The organism is Nocardia sp. NPDC006982, assembly GCF_042869435.1.
GTDB lineage: Bacteria > Actinomycetota > Actinomycetes > Mycobacteriales > Mycobacteriaceae > Nocardia.
Window position 1 is genome coordinate 1 of the sequence record NZ_JBIAFV010000060.1, and the last position, 5,480, is coordinate 5,480.

Here is a 5,480-nt window from a genome sequence, read left to right on the forward strand (position 1 = left end):
TTCAACCTTAGACAAGTCGAATCATTGCAGTTCAGAGCACCTTTCGCCATTCCCGGGCCATCAGCAGCTCAACCAGCATGATTGGCCGAGGCTAGAACTCGAAGGCGCGGTCGCCGGAAACTTCTTGGGCACGCCGAAGCCGAATGGTTCGTCCGCAGTGGCCACCCTCACCATCAACAACGACGCGGGCCGCGACTACGCACGCGGAGTCAAACAGCGTTCCGTTCAGGTCGGCTACGACGTGGTACGCCAGGAGTCATTCGAGCCCACCGACACCGAGGTCAGCAATCAGCTCAACGCTATCCGGGCAAGCAACGCAGGCGGACTCGCCACCCTCGTCACCGGCGCAACCGAGATCGCGATGCTCAAATACCGCCGACAAACCAGCATGTCCGACCCGACTTTCATCTACTCCGGTGCGGCCTCGATCAAGTCATTTCTGGAACCAGCCGGATCTGCGGCAACGGGCATCTACTCCGCACTGTGGCTAAAGGACCCGGCCGACCCACAGTGGGCCACGGATGCCTCACTCGATCGATACCGGTCCACAGTGGCCAAGTACGGCAAAGGAGTTGATGCGAACGACATCATCGTCGCCAACGGCTACGGACTCGCAGAGGCACTGGTGGCCGCGCTCGAATCCGCCGACGAGCTCACCACCGATGGACTACTGCAGGCGTGGGACCACCTGCCGGCTACCCAACTTGACGTATTGCTTCCGGGCATCGAACTCAAAGGCAACGCCGTTACCGGTCGACCGGTACAGGCCTACCAGGTAGCGCAATACGACGGCCGCAGCTGGCAAAAGCAAGGCGAGGTCGTCGGACGCTCCGGACTAGGAGGTTAGCGAAATGCGCATAGACAGTGTCCTTCGCCGCGCGCAGAGTGTCGGCCCGCATCGCGTTGCGGTCGATTTCCACGGTCGAAACCGCACATGGCGTCAACTGGGCGACCGCATCCGGCTACTCGGTGGCGCCCTTGCCGACAGCGGTGTAAAACCCGGTGATCGTGTAGCCGTACTCGCGTACAACTCGGACTGCTACCTCGAACTTCTCTACGGCGTCCCCTGGGCGGGCGCGATCGTGGTGCCGATCAACACTCGCCTTGCCCCAGCTGAGATCAACCATTGGTTGCAGGATTCAGGAGCGTCTGTGGTTGTCGTAGAGCCCGATTTCGCGGACGTACTCGCCGACGTCCTCCCCGAGTTGCCGGACGTGCGACAGGTCATCAGCCTGAACGACACCGAATTGCGGAGCGGCTGGACAAGATACGAGCACTGGCTCGGATCCGCGCATCCCGCCGACGCTGCCCCAGGTACAGATGCCGATCCGGCGGTGATCTTTTATACCGGCGGCACCACAGGCCGGTCCAAAGGAGTCACACTCAGCCACCGCAATGTCCTATCGAGCGCATTGCAGACGCTCACGGAACTGCGCTGGGACAGCACCAGCGTGTACCTACATGCCGCACCGATGTTCCATATGGCCGACGGCCTCGGAACCTATGCGGCCCTACTGGCTGGCGGCACGCAAACGATGTGTGCTCGCTTCGACGCCGAGGAGGTCCTTCGGGCCATCGAGGCGAGCGCGGTGACCTGCTCGGTCATGGTTCCCACCATGATCGACCTGCTGCTCCGCGATCCAACTCTCGCAGATCGTGACCTCCGCTCGCTCCGTTGCCTCGCCTTCGGCGGCTCCCCAATGCCGGAGGACACAGTTCGGCGCGCTCGGATACTCATCCCCGACACCGATCTCTACCAGATCTACGGGCAGTCGGAAGCAAGCCCGACGCTGACAATCTTGCGCCCCGAATATCACGTGTTCGACGGCCCATTGGCCGGCAAGACCCGCTCGGCGGGAACGCCCTGCATCGGATGTGAGGTGTCCATCGCCGGGACGAACGGAGAACTGGCACCTGTCGGGACCGTGGGTGAGATTTTGGGCCGCGGCGACAACGTCATGCTGGGTTATTGGAACAACCCGGAACTCTCCGCCGAGACGCTTCGTAACGGCTGGCTCCATACCGGTGACGCAGGCTACTTGGACGAGGACGGGTTCCTCTTCGTGGTGGACCGTGTCAAGGACATGATCGTCAGCGGAGGCGAGAACGTCTACTGCGCCGAGGTGGAGAACGCGCTATTACTCCACCCCGAGATCACCGAGGCGCAAGTCATCGGTGTACCACATCCGGACTGGGGTGAGTCCGTCCACGCGATCATTCGGGTACGGGAAGGCGGTGACCTCGCCGAGTCCGACGTGATCGCGCACTGCAAGCAGCTGATCGCCAGATACAAATGCCCGAAGTCGGTCGAGATACGAACGACGCCGTTCCCCGTCACCGGAGCTGGCAAGTACATGAAAAGCAAACTGCGCGAACCATATTGGGCACAACACTCGCGCCGAGTGAACTAGCGGGATCGAGGAGGAAGCAATGATCACCACAGTCGAGGAACGCAATCTCGCCAGCGCCCGGCGATGGCTGCTCGAAGTGTTCAACGACAAGCAGATCGAGGCGGTGCCCGACATCATTGCGGACACTTACGTCAATGTCGGTACCACCGAACGCCGCGGTATCGCGGCTGGCGAGGATGTGATCCTGCAAGCAGAGGCTTGGGCGCCCGACCGGCGGATCGAGATCGAACATATTGCCGCTCAGGGGCAACTCGTTATGGTCCTGTTCGCGCTCTCTGGAACACACACTGGACAGTTCCGGGACGTGGCTCCCACTGGAAAGCCGTTTCGCGTTCTGCTTTCCGACATCTTTCTCTTCGACGACAACGGACAGATGGTCAAGGCCTGGGTCATCGGCAAAGGCGACCTACGGAACGCCCTATGGGAGGCCTGATGACCATCGACACCATGTCTGCGATGCGGATCATCGAAAGCGGAGCGACGCCTCGGCTCGAACGCTTGCCCAGACCGACCCCCGGCCCCGGCGAGGTCACCGTCGACGTCGTCGCAGTAGGCGCGGGGCTAACGCTCGAACTCGCACGAAACGGCGGACTCGGCGGATCGTTCCCACGAATCATCGGACACGAAATCGGCGGCGTGGTTCGCGAGGTTGGCGCCAACGTCGACGAATGGACCGCTGGCGACCGAGTGACGACAAGCTTCTACTTGATCTGCGGAGACTGCGACAACTGCCGCCGCGGCAGAGAAACTTTGTGCACACGTTTCGCCGGTTTCGTCGGAGCCGCCATCGACGGCGGATTCGCCGAGACAGTCCGCCTACCCGCCCGCAACCTCGTTCGCGTACCCGATAGTCTGCCGCTCGACGTGGCAGGTATCGTCGCCGACGCCATCGCCACTCCCGTCCACGTGTTCGATCACAGACTGCGAACACGCCCAGGAGACGTTGTTGCGGTTGTCGGTGCCGGAGGTGGGCTCGGCATCCATGCGCTCCAAGTCGCAACCGTGATAGGCGCACGGGTGATCGCCGTGGAAGCGGACAGCGACAAACGAATCCAGATCGATCGCGACGGCTTCGCCGACTGGACGTTCGGGCTCGATTGGGCATCCGAGGCCGCCGCCAGCGGTATCGCGATCGATGCGGTGATCGACTGCGTGGGAAGTACAGCGACTCTGACTGATTCGGTGACCAGCCTCAGTCCGGGCGGCACCCTTATCGTGCTCGGAGCTGCTGCGGACGCGAGTATTTCGCTGCACGGTCTGGACTTGATCCTGCGCGAATTCACTGTCAGCGGAACGAGATACGCGACGCGCGGCGATATCGCCCGCGCGCTCGCCCTGGTCGCGAGCAATAGAGTTCGCCCCGTCGTTGGGGCCAGATTCGAACTCGCGGAATTGCCTGACGCGCTCGAAACAATCCGAAGCGGCCGCGTGTACGGGCGAGTACTGATCGATGTTGCCTCGGAGAAGTCCCTCCGGTAAGTGCTATCTTTCGTCACCTCCGTCGCATTGCGTCCTCAGCCCTATCTTGCTAGCCGGTAGCTCCTGCGGCGAGAAATAAAGGAAGCTAAGAACACTCAAAAAGCCCGGGTCTGCCAATGGCCATTTCTCATGGCCACGGACAGGGTCTCGGCCGCACCGAGATAGGTTCTGACCTCTCGATAGGCGGAAATGATGTTCGATTCGCTCCCTCACAGACTTCAATGGAACGCCATGGGTAGCCTCTGCCGTCGCAGCAGCGGCAAATTGCGATCGCATACTCGGCTTGCCTTCCTTGGCCCAGTGATTGCGACGCCGCGGGCGCAGTCTTGATGAGATTGCCACAGTCACACGTGGGTTCGGGTCCACCACAAGGAGGCCAGTATCGAGCACTGCAGCCGCTGCGGAAGTCGTTATGATCCACATCAAACCAGCATATCGTCGCCCGGTCCGGATAGGCGTAACCGAAACTCGTTGTCCGACAGGAAGTTTGTCTACCAACGCTCTGTCCACTACGCGGGCATCGCCCTTTGGCTGCCCAGCTGCATCTACGATCAGCTTGCACGAGCCGAGCGCGAAGAGCATGATATGCTTGCATCATGCAAGCGCACCGTAAGTGGTCGAGACTGCCAGATAACTCGGCGGAATGCACTCCGTGTTCGAATTCTCTAGCGACGACACCCGTGATATCGACCGTAGGAGTTGGGAGTTGACGTGGTACCCGTGAGTAAAGCCCGGCTGCACAGTCTCGTGCTGGGAAGCAATGATCCGAAGCGGCTGGCTGACTGGTATCAGGCGGCCTTCGCGCCCAACGTGGAGGTCGTCGATTCAGTGCTGCGATTGAGTTATGGAACTCTAATCTTCGAGCATCGTGACGACGTCGCCCTACAAGCCGTCGAGCCAGGCCGGATCATTATCAACATCGTGGTCGACGAGCTGGCCGTGCTGGTGGCGCACCTCGAGGCGCTGGACCTGAAGTGGATCCGGCCGGTGGAGCAGATCCCGGTAGGCACCATCGCGACCATCCAAGACGCGGATGGCAACTTCGTCAATATTCTGCAGTTAGACGAATAGGGTCATTTTCTCGATACTAGATAGATTGTGGACCCAGTAAACTCGCATCAACGGTCGACGGCATCGTGGGCCGGGCCCAGCTCGCCGCGTCAGACGAAAGCTAACTCGCCCTCACGACGCTGCCGAAATCGGAATTGCTGCGCGCCTCGATGAGTTCGCGAAACTGGCCGACCCGGCCCTCGCATAGTCCCCGGCCAGCGCGTCGTATTCGACTGGTGTCGACGTTCACGTAATTCCCGCGGCGTTCGTTCATGGAATCGGGCAATGGGTCGATCACGCCCGGTGGGTGTGATCCGGCACATCCGAGATCATCAGAACTACCGCAGATAATTTACGGAATCCCCTCGCTCCGGGGGCATCGGGCCAAATTGCATCCGAGTCTGTGGCAGATAATATGTTGTTGTCTGCGCTAAATCCTCAGTGTTGCGTTCCTTGATGATCATGTATCTTGTTGTGGGTCTTGTTGGTTCGGGTGTCTTGGGGTGGGTTCTGCCGAAGGTGCTGGTCGCGCGTCCTGCG

At 60.8% G+C, this 5,480-nt stretch carries 5 protein-coding genes; all 5 read left to right on the forward strand.

The window, feature by feature from the left end; all coding sequences use genetic code 11:
• Positions 1-157 precede the first annotated feature (157 nt).
• The 5 genes from ACFYOW_RS49215 (at position 158) to ACFYOW_RS49235 (ending at position 4,961) form a co-directional block, all read left to right on the forward strand.
• Positions 158-847 (forward strand): ABC transporter substrate-binding protein, encoded by a 690-nt coding sequence (locus tag ACFYOW_RS49215; RefSeq protein WP_387299050.1) that lies wholly within the window; start codon positions 158-160, stop codon positions 845-847.
• 4 nt (positions 848-851) lie between these two features.
• Positions 852-2,411 carry a long-chain-fatty-acid--CoA ligase gene (locus tag ACFYOW_RS49220; protein ID WP_387299052.1) on the forward strand — a complete coding sequence of 520 codons (1,560 nt, stop codon included), beginning with the start codon at positions 852-854 and terminating at the stop codon, positions 2,409-2,411.
• A gap of 19 nt (positions 2,412-2,430) precedes the next feature.
• Entirely contained in the window at positions 2,431-2,844 is a 414-nt protein-coding gene (locus ACFYOW_RS49225; protein ID WP_387299054.1) for an ester cyclase, read from the forward strand.
• Positions 2,844-3,890 (forward strand): alcohol dehydrogenase catalytic domain-containing protein, encoded by a 1,047-nt coding sequence (locus tag ACFYOW_RS49230; RefSeq protein WP_387299056.1) that lies wholly within the window; start codon positions 2,844-2,846, stop codon positions 3,888-3,890. The genes ACFYOW_RS49225 and ACFYOW_RS49230 overlap by 1 nt, the downstream gene beginning before the upstream one ends.
• A 720-nt stretch (positions 3,891-4,610) precedes the next feature.
• The gene (locus ACFYOW_RS49235) at positions 4,611-4,961 is read left to right on the forward strand and encodes a hypothetical protein (RefSeq protein WP_387299058.1); all 351 of its coding nucleotides are present in this window, start codon (positions 4,611-4,613) and stop codon (positions 4,959-4,961) included.
• The last annotated feature ends 519 nt before the right edge of the window (positions 4,962-5,480 follow it).